The sequence below is a fragment of the Thiocapsa sp. C2-2m genome (assembly GCF_041903745.1).
Classification (GTDB): domain Bacteria; phylum Pseudomonadota; class Gammaproteobacteria; order Chromatiales; family Chromatiaceae; genus Thiocapsa; species Thiocapsa roseilacustris.
The window spans coordinates 19,069-39,319 of the sequence record NZ_JBBWVD010000015.1; the positions used below are offsets into that span (position 1 = coordinate 19,069).

General features: G+C 58.4%; 14 protein-coding genes. 3 read left to right on the plus strand and 11 right to left on the minus strand.

All coding sequences use genetic code 11. The annotated features are described in order from the left end of the window. Positions 1-285: 285 nt before the first annotated feature. Positions 286-1,773 carry a hypothetical protein gene (locus tag AADX97_RS13025; RefSeq protein ID WP_374233744.1) on the plus strand — a complete coding sequence of 496 codons (1,488 nt, stop codon included), beginning with the start codon at positions 286-288 and terminating at the stop codon, positions 1,771-1,773. A gap of 226 nt (positions 1,774-1,999) precedes the next feature. On the opposite strand, the gene AADX97_RS13030 is transcribed toward AADX97_RS13025, so the two are convergent. The 6 genes from AADX97_RS13030 to AADX97_RS13055 all read right to left on the minus strand — a co-directional run bounded on the left by AADX97_RS13030 (position 2,000) and on the right by AADX97_RS13055 (position 11,418). Beyond that, positions 2,000-3,250 carry a glycosyltransferase gene (locus AADX97_RS13030; protein ID WP_374233745.1) on the minus strand — a complete coding sequence of 417 codons (1,251 nt, stop codon included), beginning with the start codon at positions 3,248-3,250 and terminating at the stop codon, positions 2,000-2,002. A 289-nt stretch (positions 3,251-3,539) separates the two neighbouring features. Further along, on the minus strand, positions 3,540-5,093 hold the full coding sequence (locus AADX97_RS13035; RefSeq protein ID WP_374233746.1) for a lipopolysaccharide biosynthesis protein: 1,554 nt from the start codon (positions 5,091-5,093) through the stop codon (positions 3,540-3,542). Positions 5,094-5,287: 194 nt separating this feature from the next. Continuing rightward, positions 5,288-7,690, minus strand: coding sequence for a glycosyl hydrolase family 28-related protein (locus AADX97_RS13040; RefSeq protein ID WP_374233747.1), 2,403 nt, complete (start codon positions 7,688-7,690; stop codon positions 5,288-5,290). Between the two features lie 131 nt (positions 7,691-7,821). Continuing rightward, the gene (locus AADX97_RS13045; RefSeq protein WP_374233748.1) at positions 7,822-8,952 is read right to left on the minus strand and encodes a sulfotransferase; all 1,131 of its coding nucleotides are present in this window, start codon (positions 8,950-8,952) and stop codon (positions 7,822-7,824) included. Between the two features lie 322 nt (positions 8,953-9,274). Beyond that, positions 9,275-10,384 (minus strand): DUF1972 domain-containing protein, encoded by a 1,110-nt coding sequence (locus tag AADX97_RS13050; protein ID WP_374233749.1) that lies wholly within the window; start codon positions 10,382-10,384, stop codon positions 9,275-9,277. Then, positions 10,381-11,418: a sulfotransferase gene (locus tag AADX97_RS13055; protein ID WP_374233750.1), complete on the minus strand. Its 1,038-nt coding sequence runs from the start codon at positions 11,416-11,418 to the stop codon at positions 10,381-10,383. The genes AADX97_RS13050 and AADX97_RS13055 overlap by 4 nt, the downstream gene beginning before the upstream one ends. Positions 11,419-12,671: 1,253 nt before the next feature. Here AADX97_RS13055 and AADX97_RS13060 point away from each other — a divergent pair. After that, positions 12,672-13,880 carry an outer membrane beta-barrel protein gene (locus AADX97_RS13060; RefSeq protein WP_374233751.1) on the plus strand — a complete coding sequence of 403 codons (1,209 nt, stop codon included), beginning with the start codon at positions 12,672-12,674 and terminating at the stop codon, positions 13,878-13,880. Positions 13,881-13,923: 43 nt separating this feature from the next. Here AADX97_RS13060 and AADX97_RS13065 read toward each other — a convergent pair whose 3' ends face one another. Further along, on the minus strand, positions 13,924-14,400 hold the full coding sequence (locus tag AADX97_RS13065) for a hypothetical protein (protein WP_374233752.1): 477 nt from the start codon (positions 14,398-14,400) through the stop codon (positions 13,924-13,926). A 151-nt stretch (positions 14,401-14,551) separates the two neighbouring features. Beyond that, positions 14,552-16,204, minus strand: a complete 1,653-nt coding sequence (locus tag AADX97_RS13070) for a sugar transferase (protein ID WP_374233753.1) — start codon at positions 16,202-16,204, stop codon at positions 14,552-14,554. Between the two features lie 457 nt (positions 16,205-16,661). Between AADX97_RS13070 and AADX97_RS13075 the strand changes: the two genes are divergently transcribed. After that, positions 16,662-17,024 (plus strand): SCP2 domain-containing protein, encoded by a 363-nt coding sequence (locus tag AADX97_RS13075; protein ID WP_374233754.1) that lies wholly within the window; start codon positions 16,662-16,664, stop codon positions 17,022-17,024. A 116-nt stretch (positions 17,025-17,140) separates the two neighbouring features. On the opposite strand, the gene AADX97_RS13080 is transcribed toward AADX97_RS13075, so the two are convergent. From AADX97_RS13080 to AADX97_RS13090, 3 genes are all read right to left on the minus strand, one after another. After that, entirely contained in the window at positions 17,141-18,070 is a 930-nt protein-coding gene (locus AADX97_RS13080; protein WP_374233849.1) for a U32 family peptidase, read from the minus strand. 154 nt (positions 18,071-18,224) lie between these two features. Then, entirely contained in the window at positions 18,225-19,220 is a 996-nt protein-coding gene (locus AADX97_RS13085; protein ID WP_374233755.1) for a peptidase U32 family protein, read from the minus strand. A 19-nt stretch (positions 19,221-19,239) separates the two neighbouring features. Further along, positions 19,240-20,214, minus strand: coding sequence for a TIGR01212 family radical SAM protein (locus AADX97_RS13090; protein WP_374233756.1), 975 nt, complete (start codon positions 20,212-20,214; stop codon positions 19,240-19,242). Between the last annotated feature and the right edge of the window lie 37 nt (positions 20,215-20,251).

The window sequence follows — 20,251 nt, forward strand, 5'->3', positions numbered from 1 at the left end:
GAGAGTTTCTGGCAGGGTTGGGCTAGTTCGCTGGCTTACGGCAAAACGAGGGTGTGCCTTGGAGTCGAACGATCCAGCCCCGGCCAGAACGGGATTACCGCCGTCAAAGCGGCGACCGCGGGCGTTTGGGGCAAGCGGCCGTAAGACCAAGCGCATGCCCACAACGAGGTGAATGTCGTGATCGGACGCAAAAGCCGAAGATGGGAGCAAGGGTTCCTGGGTCAGTATCCTGCAGTCGACATACGGACCTGGGTAATCGTTTGGATCTTATCCGGAGCAGGGGCGTTGTCAGCCGGTGTGATCGGAAGTACCGGGAGCGCTCTGTACGCGGTTGCGCTGGCTGGGCTCGTGATCGGGGCCTATCTGGCCCTTCAGCTTCGTTTGTTGATTTGGAGCGCGATCGTGGGTGGCCTGATTATCGCCGGCACCATTCAATTGTATCTTCCGGCCTTGCAGCAAGCACAATGGCTATTGGCGCCAATCTCGTTGGTTTTACTGGGTCATGTCGCGCTTGTCTCGATCTCAAGGCGTGATCACGTTGGTGAGCGACCGATCCCGGCTATTATTTGGTGGTCCCTGGCGTTCGTCCTTGTGACGATCGTCTCGAATGTATGGAACAATGTCGACACAGATCGGCTGCTCGTGGGAATGAAGGGATATTTCCAGGTTTGGGGTCTGCTCTTCGCATTTGTATTGATCCCATGGTCGCATCGTACGATCGACGCAGTCCCGCGATTTCTTGTCATCTTGGCCCTAGTACAGCTCCCCTTTGTTTTACATCAGTATCTGGTGCTCGTTCCGAAACGGTCCGGGATGGGCGACGGCATTATTGCAATCGATATTGTCGCTGGGACCTTCGGAGCCACTTTTGAAGGTGGTGGCGCAAATGCGATGCTCGCTGGTTTCATGGTGATGGTGTCGGTGGGGCTGATAGCAGCAGCACAGTTGCGGATCCTAAGATGGTCTTGGACCATTGTCTTAACCGCATTATTATTTGTGCCGCTGCTCATTAACATGGCGAAGGTATCGATATTCTATATTCTAGCCGCTTTTGCTGTCTTGTTCTGGCGCGACCTTTGGCGTCATCCAGCACGCTTTTTCGGTGGAACGTTCGCAATGGTTTTCATCGCGGCAATCCTTATGGCGGCTTTTGTAATGAACGCGCCGGATTCCTCGAAAGTGTACGACTGGCGTAGCCTTGTGCAGTTCACGTACGATCACAACATCGCGGAAGACGAGATCGGAGGCACAATGACACGGGCTTCTTCATTGCGATTTTGGGTGGAAGCTCATTCGCCGCTCGCCACGGATTTCACTAGGGTCATCATCGGTCACGGGGTCGGCTTCACGAGGGTTCCGGACGAGAACAATCCGACCCAGTTAGTCGCTACGATGTTGCAGGATGGAGTGCCGTCACAGATCGACCTGCGCAGCAAGCCCGGAGTCACGACTGTCGCGACGATTCTTTGGGAAACCGGAGTGATCGGCCTTGTCTGCGTTCTTGGCCTCTTCCTCTCGACATATCGCGCCGCCGGTCGCCTCACAACTCGTTTTCCGGAGTACCCGGAGCGGGTCGCGGCCTTGAGAGCTGCACAAGCTGGCGTCATCATATTGGCGATTACATTGTTTCATAAGAATCTATTCGTGTTTGACGTCATTTATCAGACTTTGGTTGTTACAATTTGCGGTTATGTTGGGTTCTGGGACCGAAATGCCCTCTACCCGTCAGCGGAGCTGGTGAAAGATCGGAGCGCGCTACGTCCCCGAGCCTAAGATGTTCAATTCCAGTGATTTTTCATCGACATCGCCAGCCAGTTTTCGTATCGACCTTCGTCGCCTTGATCGACTGACGTCTCCGGGCCAGCATCGAGTTGCCGAAATGCGTCTTGACACAACGATCGATGGCTCTGAAATTACCCCGGTTGTGGTCGCCGAGTAGGGTGTGCGACCACTCGAAGAAAAAGCCACGGCGGTTTGCCGAAAGGGCGTCTCGCTGCAGCTATCGGGGCTTTCCACACCGCACTGAGTCATAAAGCGCGAGCATTTCTTCGCGATACCGATCAGGTGTGAAACGTTGTTCAACCAGACGACGCGCCTCCCTACCCATTTCCAGTAGAACGCCGTCGGTCATCTTTGCGACATTAGTCAACAAATGCGAAAGCTGCTCACAGTTGCCGCTTTCAAAAAGAAATCCCGTTTCCCCGGATAGAATCATTTCTGGAATACCGCCGATGTTTGCGCCCAGTACCGGTTTTCCTAATGCATAGGATTCTAAGATGGTCATCGGGGCATTCTCGTACCACTCCGAAGGCAAGACGACCGCGCGGGCTGATTGAATGATCGCGAGAAGCTCGGGACCGCTGCGGTAGCCGAGGAACTCGACGGATCCACCCGTCGACAAGGCGAGGGATTTAAGACGCGCCTCTTCCGGTCCGGTACCGATAATCCTCAACGGGACATCGGCTTTTTGAGCGGCTTGTATCAAAGTCGCAATCCCCTTCTCCGCAGCGAGTCGCCCGAAGTAAAGGAAGTATGATCCAACCGTTTTCGAAGTTTTATAGAGACTTGAGTCAATGTAGTTCGGGATATACCGAAGTTGCTGCTCAGGCCAGCCCCATTCGCGAAGTTTGCTGGAGTAGAACAGACTAGGAGTAATGATTGCTGAAAGATTGTTCTTATATATCCCTGTTACGCGGTGCGCTACGGATTCAAGTGCGACAAGTCCGCTGGTGACCAAGGAGTCTCTGACGCATTTGTTAAGCACTACGTGTAAGAGATTGCCGCCTCGGCATTTCTCACAAATGCCCTTTGCATTGAGCATCTTGTAGGCTGGACATGCGAGCTTGAGATCGTGTGCCGTTAAGACGATCGGGATGCCCCGTTCACGCAGAAGCGGAAGAATCGAAGGGGATATATGATGATAGACACTATGTACATGCGCAATGTCAGGGTGAAACTTTTCTAATAATTGAAGTAAACGGTGTCGTGCTTCAAGTGAATAGATAACCTTGGTTGCCATAAGCAGCTTGCGAGACGGGCTGTAGCTGTTCCCGAATTCCAATTCATCGACAAAGTACGGTGACCAGTCCGAAGGCTCGTTATTCGGATGCTGCATTGAGTAAACGGCAGTCGACCAGCCGAGTTCGCGAAACATACGATCATGTTCGAGGAACATGGCGTCGGCTCCTCCGCGACGATAGTGGTAGTTATTGATAGAAAGTATCGATGGCATGTTTTCTATTCTCTCCATAGTCGCCTGTCGGGACCAATGACGGTGTGCTGCATCGGAAATTCGGGCAACGCTCGTGGAAATCCGCAGGGATCAAATTGACAACTGACGTTTCCGGGTTCTGGCGCGGTCGGGCTTCAGTAGTACTTGGGGAAGCTGTGCTTTCGAGAGTGTTTGCGCGAATCTAAGCTTAAACCCCTCAAAGTATCTCACCCAGGTCACCAAACCCTTAGAAAGACGGTAACAACATTCTAACGATGGGGCAGACAAATATTCCGGGCATGTCTCTCGATCAAGTTTGTGTGTCGACTCAGCGGATGTCCCGATCCGTCCCTCCGTGACCCCGTCGCCGAAAGCCCTGGACCAATAAGGCGAATTTTTCGCGCTCGGTCCGGGAAAATGGCGAAACGAGGATGAGCATCGTGCAGAAGACCGCCGTTGCACTGAGACCATTCACAAGGAAAGGGAGCTGCGTGGTGGAAATCAGGATTCCGAGCGTTAGAGCGACGAGTGCGCCTAGCACCATCCGTAAGAAAAGATGAAGGTTGATCGTGATTCGAAACCCTTCGCGATAAAGTGCCAATACAACCCATCCAATCGTGAGAATGTTACCGACAGCGTTGGCGATAACGATTGCCCAGATGTTGAAAGTGGGGAGCAAGGGAATGGCGGAAAGGAGAGACCCTGACAAGAGCAAGTTCCCGATCAACAGTAAATGGGCTTTTTCGGCGGATTGCACGAGCAACTCGAGCTGAGAGCGGTAGCTCTCAAGGGCCAATACGCCGAAGATTGCCACCAAGATGTATGTGCCTTCGCCATACTTGCCTGCCGTCAGCCAGTCGACAAAAGGTACGCCGGCGGTTGCCAGAAATATTGTCGGGAGGAGCAGTAGGGCAATGCTGATCCGGAAGGTAACGTCCCCCATTGCAACGAGCTTTGCGAAATCGTCGGTCTCCTCGTACTTGGCGAAGAACAAAGGACGTATCAGCCCTTGAAGCATGCCGGTGGGAAGATATCGGCGGACCAAGTCGGATATGGCGGAGATGAAACCAAACAAGCCAAGATCCTGAACTGTCAAGAAACGGGAGACTACAAGCCGATTTGGCGCAGTGCCGTAAAGCGCACCTGCGAGCGTTTGGAGGTAGCTCCATACGCCGTAACGGAACATTCGCTTGCGGTTCCGTGATGGCCAGCTAGTGTCTCCGCGAGCACGGTCGGCGTCACGCCTCCAGCCGACAATCAGTGCGGTCAGGACGATAGATGCGGCAAGGGCCTCGGCAATGATCTCGACGACGATCACCTCGAATAGCCCAATGCGGCCAGAAATTGCGAGCGCGACGACCATCGCAAGCTTAATCAACGCCGCCACCGCAAGGCTGTACTGGGACGCTTTCTGCCAGAGTAGAGATTCAAGCAGTCGCTGAACATGGAAGATCATGAGGCGCAGCCAGCCGACGATGAGGTAAAGCGGAAGTAACGACTGCCAGATTCCCAGGTCAAGCCATTGTTCAAGCGGCTGTTGCAAAAAGAAAACAGTGAGCAACAACCCGGCAACAATGAATGCCCTGGATGGGAGGCTCCAGAATACGATTCGGTACATCGGCGCGTTATCGCCGCGTGACCTCAGAACTGGAACATACCTTAACGCGGTTTGGGAGACTCCGAAGGAGCTCAAGAGGCTGACGAAATTGACGAGAGCCTGTAGCAGAACGAGGGCGGCGAATTCAGCAACGCTTAGCTCACGAGCGAGGATGATCAGGACTAAAATGGAGGCGAATACGGTCGACGCCTTGCCGAGCAAAAAGTGCTTTAGACTAGACTGTACCCGCCTAAACCCGTAGTGTCGATCGAGCTGCTTGGTCATAAGGATGCTTGTATCAACAGGGCAATTTAGCGGGTGAGAAGTCCGACACTTGAAAGTCCGACACTTGAGTTTTGCTCGAATCGGCCTCGCTCATTATAGGCCGGCCGCCCAACCTCCAAGAACTCGTGACACCGCTCCACGGTGTCACGCATCCCACTGGCGCTACTTCGTTTGACTTGTTCGTGAGGCCGCTTTTAGTGGCGTGGCGGTGGGCCCTTGAACTCAGACTCGGTGGCGGGTGGGTCATCCTTGGAATCGGCTTCGCGTCGAAAAAGGGTGACAACCTTTGAACCGGGTATGTTCACGGCGGTGTTTTCGAATGTTTCGGAGACACTCCAGAAGCCTGCATCAGGCGCGACGGGGGCGACGTTGGCGGCGAGGACGTCGTTCGATGAATGTACCCGAATAAGTGCATGACCGAGAGGCTTCGCATTCCCGGAAAAGCCGAATAGGTGGACTGCCTCGGAATCGTTAATGCCAAGTACGGAGCTCTGACCTTGATACGGCTCGGAGATTTCCGCTTTCATGTAATAAATATTGACGTTTGCAGAGTTCCGAATCTCAGACTGGAGGCTTGAATGTGAACGTTCGATATTCAGCCCGTAGAAGGATAGTCCGGCAGTCGAGTTTTTAACCAACAGATGTCGATATTGCGGGTTCCTTGTCCCGTTCTTCATGCGGTTCCACTCTGCTGCGAGACCGTACCAACGCCCTGCCCCGGCTCCGGATACGAGAAAAGTCGGTTCACTTGGCTGCAGTCCTTTGGTCTCGTAAGCGGTCTGTGCGGCCATGATGCCTCGCACGATGGATGCAGGCCCCGCTTGCCAGTGCAGCAATGTAAGGGGGCGATGGGAGGTGTTTTCCAGTAGAAGGGAGCTCAATGATGCGGTGGCGGATGAGTCCGCGGACGTTGCGAGCAGAGGGGAGTCGCTTTCGGCCTTCCACTCTCGGGACGCTGCGATAATCGACAGGTTTTTGGCTGCGCCCATTAGGTGTTGGTGCGGTCCTAAAGTTAAAGTATCCGAGACCTGAAAGACCCCAGGCGGCACCAACACCTTCTGACTGCTGCCCAAGGCGGCCTTGAAGGCGTCCGTGTCGTCGTTGCCGTCATCGGGGACGGCGCCGAAGTCGGTCACCTTGATCGTTTCCGGATCTTGGAAAGACGGGAAATCCGGTCCCCAAACATGCTTCCTGAAGATCGCTTCGTCGCTCCCGGGGACGGCATCCCTGGAAGTCTTAGCTTGTTCGTAGGGTCCATAGGTCGTGACACCATTGATCAGTGTCGCACACTCATCGCAAGCGAAGATATACTCTTCAACCAAAACAGAGGAAGAGGAATCGGAGCCGCCCGAGATGGGCGGGCGATCGCCGCTTTGGATGATCTCGGCGGCGCCGGTCACGTAGACGTTCCGCAGATAGACGCTACGAGCCCCATGGTTGTCGAAAGCACGTTTACCGTTGGTCTTAACGCGTCCGTCGACGAGTGTGAGCGTGCCGTTGTGAGGGCGATTTCGCTTCTGAAGCGCGACTGCAGGGCCGGGCCCGGAAGCCTCGATCAGGAAGCCGGCGATGGTAATATTGGACTGGCCCTTCCAGTAAAGTGCCGAGATGCGCTGGTTTAGGAGTCGGACCCCTGCGATGATGGGATAACGGGAACGGTGATCGGCCCAAACACCATAGGCGCCGCCGATTACAGTCAGGTTGTAGACACCGCCCCCTTGACCTGGAGGATTGAGCACACCCGCGAAAGCGCCCTCGGCGAATACGGTTACGTCCTCGATTGTGGAACCCTGAGATCCGGTGTGTTGGATACCGACGGCTCCTTGATTTGCCTCGCGGCGAAGATCGATATCGATTCCCTTGAAGACCTGATTGAACGAGATATTCGGTTGCTCATGCCGAGGATCTTTGCTGCCCGCGTTCGTCGTGTCCCGGGGTTGAGCCCAGATCCTGACGAGAGGCTTGGGGTTAGATGCCTCGGAGAATCCGGTGGCGGCGTCCGCGAGTTTGAGAATAGCACGCTGACCTCTGGGTGATCCCTGCAGGGCATTCGCGCGCCTTCGGTCCTGAGTCCATCCGCGGCCAGCGGGGTGAGGCTCGACGGGCTGCACAGCGTTAAGAGTGTCCGACACCAGATAGGTGCCTGGAGGAAAGAATGCGACGAAACCCCGGTCTCGGGCGGTTTCAATGGCCTTTTGAATGGACAGGGTGTCGTCGTTATCATCGTCCGGGATTGCGCCGAATGCAGTGACAGGCAGAAAGCCGGATGACGCCATGCGTCGCTCTTCGGAATTCATTTGCGGCAAGTCTGCGGCAGAAACGTTTACGACTGAGTGCGCCAGAGCAGCAAGTAAAACAGTGGTGAAAAGAAGAAACCCATTCAGAAACGTCGAGGGCCTAACGGTCTGATCGGCCCGACCGCCGCGCCGCCTCAAACTACTAACCTGCATGGGATTCCGACCGGGCAAAGCCCGGTTTTCGGGGCTAGGTAAGGTGTTGGCCAATAGGTCCGGGCGAGACGTATCCCACGTCCGTTTCTGTTGCCCGCGCATTTCTGCTCCTTCAGCGGATTTGCTGGGGTCCAGGATACTCTTCATGCGCGGGGTCTCCGCTAACCGGGGAACTGGCCGAGCAGAACACGGAAGAGCGCGCTGACGCTCTTGACGACGCCGGCAATCAAAGGAACGGTTGGTGTGATCGAGTCGGCTGCGGACATCGCCGAAAAAGCCTAAGTCGGATCGCCGAAGCTGTTGGCTAGGCGTCGCCGATACAACGCCTTGGCTTGGATCCACGCTCGAGCAGGATTCACGGCAATAACTGCCGCGACGTGTATAGGGTAAGAGCCGAGGATGAGGCCCATTCCGGCGAAACTGCGGGGGGCAGGAGGCATCGGCTTATACGCGAAATGGCCCATCATCGACCGAGTCAGGCGTTGACAGAGGGCGATCTCGGCGCCCGTCAAAACATGTCGCCACTGATCTATGACGTCGCTCGAAATTCCACGCTTGTCGGTTGAGTGACTGAGGTTGGAGGAACCCCAATGAGGGATATCCAGCATGCCCGGCTCGAAACCTAAGCCTGCAAATTCGCAGAGGCTGCGCACGGCCGACTCGGGGTTGGCGACGAGGTCTTCGAAACGGACCATACAGAAGCGACTCTGTCCTTGCAGAGCGAGAGCCTCGCGGTTGGCGGCAACCCAAAGCTTTGAGATCGTTATGGGGTGGTAGTTGATCCGGATCCTGAGCATCTCCCGAGAGGGGAGATGAGATGCGCCTAATTTTCTGACTTTCCAGCGGTTTTTCTGGGATGCCATGACTGCTCTGGGATCCCTTACGATATGAATGAAGCGGGCGTCCGGGTAGAGTTCCAGCAACCTACGGGCGTAGAAAATGTTCCGCGGAGTCTGTTCGCAAGCGAGCGTCTTGCCTGCCCATCGGGCAATCTGACGTGTCACGGCTGCGAAAACTCCGGCAGCATTCCGCTCGCACTGGGGCAAGCATTCCACGATAGCCCGCGCCCGATCCAGTTCGCTCGGGTTGGGACCTCCGCTCCAAAGACCTCGCTCATGGCGCGCCAACACGGTGGCACCCAACAATGCCAAGTCACGCAGATCGCGGGGGTAGGTGACGCCATCGAGATCGCAGGCATCCCCGAAGAAATGGGTCTCTTGTAGCGTCAACACCTGACTGTGCTGACCGAAAAGGCGCGCCAGCATGGTGGTGCCTGATCTTGATGCACCGGTAACGAAGATAGCAGAAGGCAAAGCCGCGGCGGACGGCTCGGAGGTTTCTACAGCAATTGGACAATGCGCCAAGGTAGTGGTGGCATCGTCGCATCCCGGCTCTGGAGTATTCTGCAAAGCTAAGGACTCCGATTAGTCTTGATTTCACTGCCAAGACGTGGGATCCCAAGTCTCGCATCGGAAAACGACGTTCCATGTTTGCTCGCGATCTCGAAGCTCGATCGCTGAACTCTCCGCGAGGACTGATTTCGTCCGAACGGACGAACTGCCGTTCCATGTACGGGTATGCTAACCGACGACGGAAAGGTTTGGAAGGTGCCGGCCACCATTTTTGGATGTCATTCGCGCATGACGGTTCAGTTCTAGTCCAATGGTGCGAGTTGGGACCGGCGCGCTGCGCCGGGAGCGAGTCTTTCCCCGCTCCCCCGAAATCTGCAACCTACCTCGCTAACATATCAAGCAATAGGTCCTCGTACCGGCACAGGATATGCGGCCAGGTCAGGGCTTGCGCGTGGCGGGTCCGGCTCGCGGCTGCCATGTTCGCCAACGCATCCGGTGCGGACAGCAGGCATGTGAGGGCCGCATCGCACTGATCCGTGTCACCGAAGTATGCGGCACCGGGGCCGGCGACCCAGCGATTGAAGGGATTGTCGTGGGCAAGGATCGGGTTGCCGGCCCCCAGCGCTTCTACTAGGGAAGGGTTTGTGCCCCCCACCGTGTGCCCGTGGATATACAGCGCGCAGTGGTAGCGCAGCGCGCAAACTACCGCCTTGTCATAGATGGCGCCGGCAAAGACTACTTCATCACCGGCAGCGGCCTGCACAGCTCGATGATAGGGGTTGCCCTGGCGATCGTAGGTGCCGAGAACCACCAGACCGTATCCGCGCGGACGGCGACTGAAGGCCGTCACCACCTCCAGAATGGAGTTCTCCGGCTCCGCTCGAGCAATGACCATGGCGTAGCGGCCGGGGGTGGCGGGGAATGCCACGTTTGGTGGAGGCGGAGGTGGACCATCGTAAAGGGCGTCCGAACCGTAGGGTATGACGGTGATCTTGCTGCCGGAAACCCTCGTCTCAAGATGCTTACCGATCTCCGGATGATCCGCTATCAAGCGGTCCGGCAGCAGGCAGCCCAGACGTTCGTTGATGTACAACCAAGCCCGCTCCGCCCGCGACCACTTGGCGCGCCGCCACTCGATGCCGTCCATGTTCATCGCATGGGGCAGGCGCCGTCCAAGGTAACCCAGGGAGAATACCGCTGTGTTGTAGCCCAGAGTCAGCAGCACACCAGGATTCCGGCGTGCGTGCTGCACGCAACGGGCGTCGAAGACCACCGTGCCTAATGCCCCTGCTTGCTTCACCCCGATATTCACGCGGCGCACGCCCCGCCACGTGTCCTCGGAGATTCCCTCCGCACCTTCGACCTGGCAGTACACGGTGGTATCCCAGCCTCGTTCCGCCAAATACAGCGCCAAGTGTTCGGCAAATGTCTCGAAACCGCCGTGTTGGGCAGGAATGCCGCGGATGCCGAGGATGCGGACCCGTTTCATGCGCAACCTGCCCGCAGTCCTTCGCCTCCCGGCAGGAAGTCCCCGTACCCAAGGGCCGCCATCGTCTCGCGGAAAGGCTGCTCCAAGGCAGGCAAGATGGCCGGCATCGCGGCTACCGGCCGGCTGAAAAGCTGCGAGGCCGCGTACCGATATACCGCGGGGTCGCGGGACAGATGGCACCAATCCAGGAGCGGGCTTAGCACGGGGTCCGGATCGAGAACCAAATCCTCATAACGGATGCGGTAGACCTGCTCCGGATGCCTTCGGATCTGTTCAATGCCTTCCTCCATTGTCACGATCCACTCCACTGCAGCCCGATTGGAGTGGTCTAGACCGTCCGGTCCCAAGGCTCGCAGGGGTTCGAACCGCGTATCCCTCAGCACGAACTCTTGCCAAAGCGTCTTCCACTTACAGTCATTCCGCCCCCACCAATCCTCCACGCCCGATGAATCCGCCTGCCCTTTCCGATCCGACCAAAGCGCGATCGAACGGCAGGCATCGATGCCGTTGCGCGTAATGAAGATGATCCGAGCGTCAGGGAAGAGTGAAAGCACGTAGTCCACGCGGAAAATAAGCTCAGGGTATTTGTCGACCACACGCTTCGCGCCAACCAGCCGCAGATACCGTGCGAAGAGTCTGTGGGCGGTCTCTCGCGTGTCGTCCGAAATGGCTTTCGGATCCAACCGAAACACTGCCGCGCCCGTGGTATAGTCGCAGGTCACGTCGTGGCGAGGCTCGATCAAAGTCCAGATCGCCTTGGGCTCGTTGAGGAATCCGACCTCATCGTGCAGCGAGAAAAGTAAACCGAGCACTGTGGTTCCCGAGCGCCCTAGTCCGGTGATGAAAATCGGCGACCGCACACGGGGTTGTCCCGGTAAAGCGCGCAGGCCGCGCAACAATCCGAACACGACAGGATTGAACCACTGCCCCCGCGTCGTATGCGGCCTGCCCTCGAAAAGCGCATAGCTGGTCAGCCGCCGCATCATGCGCCCCACGCCCAGCCTGACATACTCCCGATCCAGTTGCGCAACCACTTGTTAGATCCCCGTCCACGTCACGCCGTCAACTCCTCGTAAGGGCCGACCATGAACCTAAAGTCGCGGCCTTGATCGTCGTTCGGTCCAGCGGCTGGCCATCCCTGCGGAGTCAGGGCTTCCAGCCCTGATTCTGTCAGGCCAAGATGGCTTGACTACGCAATTCGGTGGCCGACTTTGGCGAAGGGATGATCGAGGCGAATGTTTCCGCTACATGGCGAGTACATCATACAGCAGTGTGACCAACCCAGAAGGTCGGACTGCGAGTACATCGGCGTCTCCGCTGCGAAACAACCTGAATACTGAATCATATGCATTTTCTTTACGTTAAAAAGATACCACCAGTTTCTGGCCTAATCAAGAGTTTTCCACAGGCGTGCCGCGATAGATTCGTCCTATCCCGCCGGCGCGAGCGGGATCGGCGGCGGGAGTTTTCGGTCATGCACAGGTCGTCGAGCACCGGGCGGACGTTGCGGGCCGGAGGGTGGATGGCGTCTGCGGTGTTGGGGGTAGGGCTGGGGGCCTCTTTAAGACGGTCTCAATCGAGGTCTTGCCGGTCTTCATCTCGACGTCGTGGCGCTAAGATGAAGAAGGCCGGGCCGACGCCGGCAGAACCCAGGTTGCCGTTCAGGCAAGTGGTCGTCCAGACGGCGCGCACCTCCGCGGAATCCGACGTTTTTCCAGGAATGTGCTTCGCCGTCTCGCTGATTCAGCGCAAAACTCCTGACGCCTGTCCGCCCTCCACACGCGTCGGCTCCGGTCCCGATCGATTCTGGGCGCACATAACAGAACCGACTGTCGTATCGATGTCGCAATTCCGTTGTGAGGCCACTTGTGCTTTAATCGCAGATCTCCGCGGCAACGCGCTGGATTTGGTCGGCGCGATCTTTGTGGTTGTCGGACTGACCGTCAAATCGAAGATCTTGGGGCACGTACGCTATGGTTCGTGCTGGAGTGCTGCTCGGTGAGGCAAAGATCGACATGTTCGGTCTCGTCGTTTTCGGTCGTGCAGGCTGTCAAAGTCAGCTGTCGGTCTAGATTTCGCCACAGTGGAATGCCGAAGCAGAGCCAAACGGGAGGGGGCAAATCACGGTGTCTCACCGGGTTCTTCAGATGACTGTCGGCATCGGACCCACGCCAGAAAACCCATGATGATCCGCGTAACACCGCACGCAATTCGGGTTGCAAAGTGCAAGTGACTGCATGTTTTGTCCGGTCCTCGGCATAATGTGAATTGGCGGGAAATATCTATCATGCGGGCGCATCAAACTCCCTTTAGTCTTGTTCGCTGCAAACCATTTAGTCCGCATGGGTTGTCATTCATCCTGCTCGCACTTTTCCTCTTTTTGAAGCCGCTCAATGTCTTTTCCGAAGGGTTAGAAGACGCTTTAAAGCTTCTTAAGCCTTATCTTCTTGGCGGTATTACATACGAGTCCAATCTCCTGTTGCTGTCGAGTGATGCGCAATCGGATTTTTATACGACCTTGGGTTTCGGAATCGGCGCCGACCTGGTTCTTGGTCAGCAGACGATTTCCTTGGATGGGTTGATCTACCGAAACGACTTTGATCGATTCGACTATCTTGATTTTGATGGGGGGGAAGTAGACCTGGTTTGGGATTGGATTGCCGGCCGTCTCTGGAGCGGGCGCGTCGGATACAGATTCGATCAGAGTCTGCGGAGCTTTGCGTTTCAGCTCGTTCCCTTCAAGGACATCATTTCACGGAATCGGGTTTTCGTCGAAGCGGATCGATGGGTTGCAGATCGCTGGCGGTTGGGACTCGAGGGAAACTGGACGAACGTCGGGTTCAGCGAGAGCAGTGTTCAGGATCGGACAATTCTCGGCGGCGGCGCGCGGATCGACTACGTCACTTCGACCTCCAACACCCTTGGATTACGCGCGTCATACTCCAACGGCGATTTTCAATCGGAGTCGATTGCGGACTATTACGAGTTTCAGGTCGGTCCCGAGCTTAAATGGCGGCTTTCACCGAAAACGCGTGTCCAGTTGTTTCTCGGATTTCTGGAGAGGGACTACGACCAAGGATCGGAGAACGACTACAATGGTTATGTCGGCTCGCTCTCGACATATTGGCAGGCGACCGGTAAGACCTCATTCAACCTTTCTCTTCTGAGAACGGTCAGCGCGCTCGGCGACGAGATTGCTAATTATGCAGTTGTTCATGGTGTGACGCTGGAGCCGTCATGGGCAATCGGCAGTAAGACCATTCTGAGAGGGCTGCTGGGCTATCAGGAGCAGGATTTCCGTGGGGCGGATTTGGATTCTCTCGGGGCTGAATCACGTTTGGACAAGGTCACGGATCTTGAGCTCTGGGTCGACTGGAATCCGAGGAGCGCTGTTCGACTCTCATTGGGCGTCACTCTGGAGGAAAGAGATTCAACCCGTGCGTTTCAGGACTATCGAAACGAAGCGCTGTTCGGACAAATCGAGTTGGGTTTTTAGGCCGAGATCCGATTGATTTGAACCTGGCTCGGTGGGCCCGTACTCACCTTTCGATGAGGCTCCTGAAGCGCGGACCCGAAAACCCTCGCTCGGGAGGGATGCCAGTCGGCGACGCTTCATCATGAAGCTGGCCGAGCGGGACGGGAATCAAGGCGACACTTGTGATTTCCTTGCCCTCAACCTTTACGCTGATCTGACTTCTTAAGTGGTAATACCCCGGTGTATCCGCGCTGACCGCAAAAGACATAGAATCACGGTGAGGAAGTGACGTCGGCACGGCGAGGCTCGATAGGGTCGCACCTTCGCTGGCTGTAATGGCGAGGCTGCCGTCACTGTAGTCGGCAATATTCCAGAAAGAAAGCTCGACCTGTGCATTCAGCGCCTTCGACGGAGATGACGTCACCTTGTATCGAAGGTGAATCGGCGTGTTGGGTTGAGGAGGAAGCGACTCCGCGAGGGCCAAGAAAGCAGCCATTCCCGGGTGCTGTGCCGGATCGTCGCAGCCGAGTACAGGGCTCATCGGCAACATCGGCGCCAGAGATGACGCGAGCAGGACGCAACTCACTATTTTGCGATCGAGCCTCGTCGAGCGAGTGACGTACGCCGGCAAACCTGGGCCACCTCGACTCAGCAGAGGGCTTCGGTCAAGTTTCCCGCTCGATAGCCTTGGATCAGAACGCATTTTTTCCGCTGAATCCTGTCGTGAGCGTGCGGGCGACGATTGTCATGTCCATCCAAAGTGACCAGTTTCGAATGTAATCCAGATCGAACTCGACGCGTTTAGCCATCTTCTCGATCGTATCCGTTTCTCCGCGCCAGCCATTGATCTGAGCAAGACCGGTAATACCGGGCTTGACCTTGTGGCGTAGCATATACCCGCCGACGAGCTTGCGGTAGTGCTCGTTGTGGCTGACAGCGTGAGGTCGCGGCCCGACGATTGACATGCTCCCCAGCAACACGTTGATGAATTGGGGCAGCTCGTCGAGCGAAGTGCGGCGAATGAATGCGCCGAAGGGTGTGACGCGGGGGTCGGTCCGCCGGGCCTGGATGACCTCATCTCCATCCTCGCAGACCGTCATGCTGCGGAATTTCCAGACTTCGATCTTCTCGCCCGCAAGTCCGTAGCGGCGCTGCTTGAATAGGATCGGACCCGGGCTGGAGTGCTTCACGGCGATCGCGATGGCGATCATGGGGACTGCCAAGAGCGACAATGCGATCGTGCTGATGACGATGTCCTCAAGTCGCTTGAGCCAGCCGCTTGCGCCTAGGAAGGGGGTTTCAAAGACGCTGATTGCCGGTATCCCGCCGATTTCCATCCAGCATCGGTGCAGGGGGTCGTGCCGAAGTGGCCTCGGAATGGTGTCCGATTCGGATTCGCCCGATTCGGCTTCGCCCGATCGGCTTAACCACGGCAATCGGGAGCGACGTCGGTCTTGAAGAAGATACACGGAGGCGGTCGTGTCCCCGAGCGCTTCGATCAGGGTATCGATCTCTCCCGCACACTGCGAGGTCGGAAGGGCGATGAAGACGGTATCGACTTCACCGTTTTTGGCGAGGTCCACGACGCTGCGGAGTGATTCGCTTGTCTCGGTGCGGTTTCGCGGACCAGCTTCTCCGATCGGTTGACGATGATCGAACAAGCCGACGGCACGAAATCCCATCCAGTTGTTCTTGGCAATGGTTCGCGCGACGTGATGGGCCAGTTGTCCGGTTCCGGCGATCGCGAGACGTTTCGTGTCGAGTCCACGCCCTCTCGCTGTGCGCAGGAGATGTCTGGCCCCGATCCGGGACGCGGCGAGCAACACGGACGTGGTTAGCAACCATGTCAGCATGACACCGGCCGGGTAGACGAGGGTCGGCCAAATATACCCAACGGCGAACAATGCGACGAAAACTGCGATCCATGCCTCGATCGTGTAGAGGATCTCCGTGCGCATGGATCCGGTCCTCCATGATCGGTAGACGTTCTTCATGTCGGCGAAGACGACGAACAATCCGACGCCGATGATTCCCGACCAGAGGAGGCTGTCCGACCAGGGGGTGTCATGTGCCTGGAGTGCCAGCACCAGGCCGCCGCAGATTGCGGCAACATCCGCTGCGCGCTGTAAGATCAGTACGGCGCTGCCGTACTCTCGAATTCTGGCCTTCCGTTTCGGGGTGCTCGGGGCTAGGTCGATGACTGAATCGATGAGCATGGGGCTATACCTGCTGAGAATTCGTTGCCGTCTCCTTGCCGGCGGGTTTAGCGAGCACGACACTTTTCGAACCTGGCGCCTGGAGCCGGGTCTTTGGGGGGCGCGGTTTCGCGATGAATTATCCCGCATTGTGCGGAAATGTCGATTTTCGTTTGATGACGAAGAAAGATAAGCAAATATTAGGCCATGTGTTCGGTCTCATGTTATGACGAGGGAGCGCGTATGCCGGTATCGATCGGCCGAGGTTGCTGTGTTCGAGTCGGCTGACCGGATTCGGGTATCGGCGGTGTTTTTGGTGCATCGGATATTGCACTGCACCATAGACAGTCATCCGATGGCATGGAGCGCAGGGGTAACCGACGTTATCCCGTGCATCCGGCGTCGAGAATCGGTGGCGCTTGACCTAGGTCATGCCTGGGTGCGGCGGCGCCCCTCGATAATGCCTGGCTGAATTCTCGATATCCATCACCTGAGTCACTTGCGTATGCGTGGTCTTAAAAGTTTTGTCGTTCCCTTGACTTTCCCGTTACGGCTCGTCCCGAGCGTCGCACATAGCCGGGCGCTGTCGGTCATTTTAAATCAAGTCATGGCCGAGGCATTGCGGGATGGGGAGCTGGATTTCCTCGTGGGTCGGCGTGTCGGGATTGAGGTCGACGACATCGGCGTTCGTTATTGCCTCGGTGTCAGCGGCGGGCGAATCTCGGGTTACGGCAAGGACTCGGTCCCGGACGCGACCGTTGCGGGCGGTTTGGGTGATTTCTTGTTGCTGGCCGCACGCCGCGAAGATGCGGACACGCTGTTCTTCCAGCGTCGGCTGCGCATGTCCGGAGACACGGAGCTGGGCCTGTATCTCAAGAACTTTCTCGATGCCTTCGAGCCGCCCGCACGATGGGCGCCGCTGGTTCGGGCACTGGACCGCGTCGCCGGGTTCCGGCTTCCAGGCCGCTGATCGCCGCGGACCGGCGCCTCCGCTTCGGGGGCGGATGCTCGGTATGGATTCCGCGTTCTCGTAGGTCGCCCTACGCAGTATGCCGGGCCGATGACTGAATTCGCCTTCGATCCGGGCTAGGTGGTCCGCAAGATCGGGCTGTTCGCGATACCGGCCTGTCCCGTCCAATACCCGTCGCAAAGGCCCGAGGGGGTCCAGTCGTGCAGCTTCGACATCCCGATCGCGAGATCCATGTCGCCTGCCAGACAGGCGGCAAAGACGTCGATGACGCCTGCTGTGTTCTGCGACTGCGGGCTGATGCGCAGCAGATCCACACCCATGCGCGTGACCTCCCGGAGTGAGGGCAGCAGGTTATGGGTGCCGGCCGATTGGGTCTGGATGCCGTTCAGAGCAAGGAAGGGCTCGCCGTCCTGGGTCGCGACCAGTAGGCCATCCGGGTAGTCGGCGCAGCAGAATCGGCAGTCGTCCTTGGGCAGATCGCGGTTGTAGGCGGTGAAGCAGCGCGCCGAATAGGCGAGCGGCAGGCGCCCGAAGGCGAAGAGCTCGCATTCCACGCCGTCCGCGCGCGCGGCCAGCAGGTCGGCGGCGGTCTCGCGGCCGAGCTCCACCGGCAGGACCCAGCGTTTAAGGCCTCTTGCGACGAGGAAGGCCAGGGTGCGCTGGTTGTAGAGGTTGATCGAATGGCCGGCCACGAAGGGGCGGCCTTCGAGAAACTCCAGCGCGGCCAGATCGTTGGCCTCGACGAGAAAGCGCTCGTCGGTACAGATGCGTTTGAGGGCCTTGAGCTCGCCGTCGGATTCGATCAGGGCCAGTGTCGAGATCACCGCCTCCTTGCCGGCGGCAAAGACACGCTCGGCCAGCTCCCAGTAGTCCTCCGGGCGCAGCAGTCGGCGCTTCGAGCAGATGGTCTCTCCGAGATAGATGACGTCGACCGGGGTCTCGAGCATCTCGGCATAAAAATCGAGGATCTGCTCGCGCGACCAATGATAGAGGATCGGGCCGAGTGAGAGGCGCGGGCGTGGCGTTTGGCTCTGCATGGAATCCATGGTCATCGTCGTTCCGGATCAAGACTCATCGAAAATTATCGCGATTTGCGGGATTAGGCATTCCGACCGCAGATGTCTGCACGTCGTGTAGGGGCGACTTAAGTCGCCCCTACAGGGCCCGCCTTGCGCCCGGGACAGCCGATGCGGGCTCGGTCTAATGCCAGGGCCGGTGATAAGGCCCGATGGTCGTCTGCGCGCCTTCCGAGACCGAGGCAAGGATTTGATGCCAGCTCGCTTTCGCGCGGAACGCCTGCGGATTGCGTTTGCAGGCGTCGATCGCCTCGCGCCACACCCCGGTGACCTGCGAGACATAGCGCGTGCTGCGCTGACGCCCTTCGAGCTTGATGGCGCTCACGCCGGCCGCGAGGATGCCCGGGAGGATGTCGAGCGTGTTCAGGCTGGTCGGCTCCTCGATGGCGTGACGGATCTCGCCTTCGACGGTAAAGCGTCCCTTGCACAGCGTCGGATAACCGGCCGGCTCGCCGTGGCCGCGCCGCTCGATGAGGACGCCGCCGAGCCGGGTCTCCTGACCCTGCGGGGTATCGCGCCACTCCACGTGCGCGGCCGGCGAGCAGGCGCCGTAGGTGTTGGGCGACTGACCGCTGGCATAGGAGGACAGCAGACAGCGGCCCTCCACCATGACGCAGAGACTGCCGAAGCCGAAGATCTCGACCGGGACCTCGACGTTCTCGATCAGGTTCGCGACCTGGGCCAGCGAGAGCACGCGCGGCACCACGACGCGTCGGATCCCGAAATGGCGATGCATGAAGCCGATCGCGGCCGGGTTGGTCGCCGAGCCCTGCACCGAGAGATGCAGATTCAGGTTCGGATGACGCTCGGCGGCATAGTCGAGCACGCCCATGTCGGCGAGGATCAGGGCATCGACAGCCAGGTCCGCCGCCCGGTCGACCGCGGCGGTCCAACGCGACCAACCGCTCGGCTGGGCATAGGTGTTGACGGCGACGAAGACCTTGACCTTGCGGTCGCGGGCGTATTTCAGACCCTCGCGGATCTGTTTTTCACCGAAATTCAGGCCGGCGAAGTGGCGGGCATTGGTGTCGTCGCGAAACCCGATATAAACGGCGTCGGCGCCGTTGTCGACGGCGGCCTTGAGCGACGGCAGATTGCCGGCAGGACAGACGAGCTCCATACAGGGTAGTCTCCGAGGGTCAGGCTGTGCTTGCAAGTGTTCGACGGAAAGCGGGCGCGGCATGATCGCCTTGGCGCGCACCGCGTCGGTAAAGCTCCGCCTCGATGGCGTTGAGCACCGCCCATTTGCGGTTGCACCACGCGGGCGCCAGCAGGATGTCGCGCGAGGCGGTACCGGTGAGGCGATGGTAGGTCACCTCGGGCGGCGTGCGCTCGACCAGGTCGGCGCAGATGCTCACGTAGTCGTCGAGCTCAAGCGGGGTGTAGTCGCCGCGTCGCCAGTCGATCGCCAAGCGGGTCTGGCGTACGACATGCAGCGGATGGATCTTCAATCCTTCCACGCCGAGCTCAAGCACCCGCTCCAGGCTCGACAAGGCCGCGTCACGCCCCTCGCCCGGGAGCCCGACGATCAGGTGTGCGCAGACCGGGATCCCGCGACGGCGAGCGGCGGCCACGGCGGTTCGGAAGTCCGCAAAATCGTGTCCGCGATTGACCCGTTCGAGCGTGCGATCGTCCGCCGACTGAAGGCCCAGCTCAAGCCAAATCTCCTTGCCGCGTGCGCGATAGCGGGCAAGCAGGTCCAACACGGCTTCCGGGACGCAGTCCGGACGTGTGCCGACCGAGAGCCCGATGACGTCCGGATGGACGAGTGCGGCGTCGTAGCGCTCGCGCAACGTCTCGACCGGGTCGTAGGTGTTGGTGTAGGCCTGAAAGTAGGCCATGAAGCGCCGCGCCCCGGTGCGTTTGGCGATCACCGCACGTCCGGCATCGAGCTGCTCCGCGATCGAGGCCGGCGCCTTCGCGTTGGGGCTAAAGGAGACGTTGTTGCAAAAGGTACAGCCGCCGATCCCCTTTTGGCCGTCGCGATTGGGGCAGGTGAACCCCGCGTTCAGAGCGAGCTTGTGCACCCGCTGACCATACCGGCTCAGCAGGTACTGACCGAAGGTGTTGACGCGAGCGCTGAGGGTGCGATGCTGAGTCGGGAGGGCAGACATCCGCGCAAACCTAACCGGGATCGACGTTCGGCCGTTT

Coding starts and splice junctions, on each gene's coding strand:
- AADX97_RS13080 (WP_374233849.1), bottom strand. CDS start 18,070: ATGGATTCCATGCAGAGCCAAACGCCACGCCCGCGCCTCTCACTCGGC.
- AADX97_RS13030 (WP_374233745.1), bottom strand. CDS start 3,250: ATGGAGAGAATAGAAAACATGCCATCGATACTTTCTATCAATAACTAC.
- AADX97_RS13075 (WP_374233754.1), top strand. CDS start 16,662: ATGGCCGAGGCATTGCGGGATGGGGAGCTGGATTTCCTCGTGGGTCGG.
- AADX97_RS13065 (WP_374233752.1), bottom strand. CDS start 14,400: ATGAGCCCTGTACTCGGCTGCGACGATCCGGCACAGCACCCGGGAATG.
- AADX97_RS13040 (WP_374233747.1), bottom strand. CDS start 7,690: ATGAAGAGTATCCTGGACCCCAGCAAATCCGCTGAAGGAGCAGAAATG.
- AADX97_RS13090 (WP_374233756.1), bottom strand. CDS start 20,214: ATGTCTGCCCTCCCGACTCAGCATCGCACCCTCAGCGCTCGCGTCAAC.
- AADX97_RS13085 (WP_374233755.1), bottom strand. CDS start 19,220: ATGGAGCTCGTCTGTCCTGCCGGCAATCTGCCGTCGCTCAAGGCCGCC.
- AADX97_RS13060 (WP_374233751.1), top strand. CDS start 12,672: ATGCGGGCGCATCAAACTCCCTTTAGTCTTGTTCGCTGCAAACCATTT.
- AADX97_RS13070 (WP_374233753.1), bottom strand. CDS start 16,204: ATGCGGGATAATTCATCGCGAAACCGCGCCCCCCAAAGACCCGGCTCC.
- AADX97_RS13050 (WP_374233749.1), bottom strand. CDS start 10,384: ATGAAACGGGTCCGCATCCTCGGCATCCGCGGCATTCCTGCCCAACAC.
- AADX97_RS13035 (WP_374233746.1), bottom strand. CDS start 5,093: ATGACCAAGCAGCTCGATCGACACTACGGGTTTAGGCGGGTACAGTCT.